Raw genomic sequence first — 1,039 nt, forward strand, 5'->3', positions numbered from 1 at the left:
TAGTCAATACAATCTACCTGCGCTGGAGTCTCGTTTGAATCTGCAAAATTCACCTGACCGAGAAAAAATGCATCACTTTTTTCCCGATGAAGCTGTGCAAAAGAGCATGGATTTAAATCTCAATATTATCGAAACCATGGTGAGTGAACTTTACAAGATTGAACATTATGTAAAGACTCAGGCACAAACACACCGTGCAACAGATTTACATATCCTTAAGTCGTTTCCAGGTATCGGAAAAATTTTAGCCCTGACCATTTTGTATGAAGTTGGCGATATTAAGCGGTTTCCATCAGTTCAAAAGTTTGCCTCGTATTCACGGTTAGTGAAATGCAAAGCTGAGTCGGCCGGTAAAACACATGGCACGCAGGGTAATAAGATTGGCAACGCACACTTGAAGTGGGCATTCAGTGAAGCAGCGGTGTTGTACCTCAAAGGTAATGACAACGCCAAACGGTATCTAGCCAAGTTACAAAAGAGAATGAGCAAGGCGAAGGCCTTATCAGCACTCGCTCACAAAATCGGAAGATGTACTTACTTTATGTTGAAGAATCAGCAGGTATTCGATGAAGAACGCTTTTTAAACGGGTAAGTCGCGCAGTGGCATGAGCTTTAGCGTCTAACTGGTTAAACGACGAGTATCGACTTATCGCACAGTACTCTGCATTAAGCAGCATCGATAAGTATACCAACAAGTCATAACCTGCTGCGTTTGATTAGACATGCCACTGTTGCGCATCTCTACCTTTTTACGAATTTGCTTACACCTTCACTGAACCTGATACTAACTGGTCAATGCAGCCACTTAGGTTTGAATAGGACAGAGGAAGGTTAACCGATGAATGTCTAGTGCCGTTGCCAGTCAAAAGGAATTGAAAAGAGCAACAATAAGAGCCTCTATATGTGTTTGACGTAGGCAATACGCTTAACATCGACCATGACAGACGAAGTAAACGAGTTCTAAAAAGGCAACGGTATTGATCTTGAAATAGTGGTCAAAGGGCTATCTTTTTTCATTGACAGCCCGGAGGCTCATATG

At 42.3% G+C, this 1,039-nt stretch carries 1 protein-coding gene; it reads left to right on the forward strand.

The genetic code is table 11. The features are described from left to right. Positions 1 to 592: transposase (locus tag ACFI6J_RS21480; RefSeq protein WP_462586395.1), on the forward strand; the 592-nt coding region annotated here is incomplete at its 5' end. Positions 593 to 1,039: the final 447 nt, after the last annotated feature.

This window comes from Alteromonas sp. G4i13 (assembly GCF_054960505.1).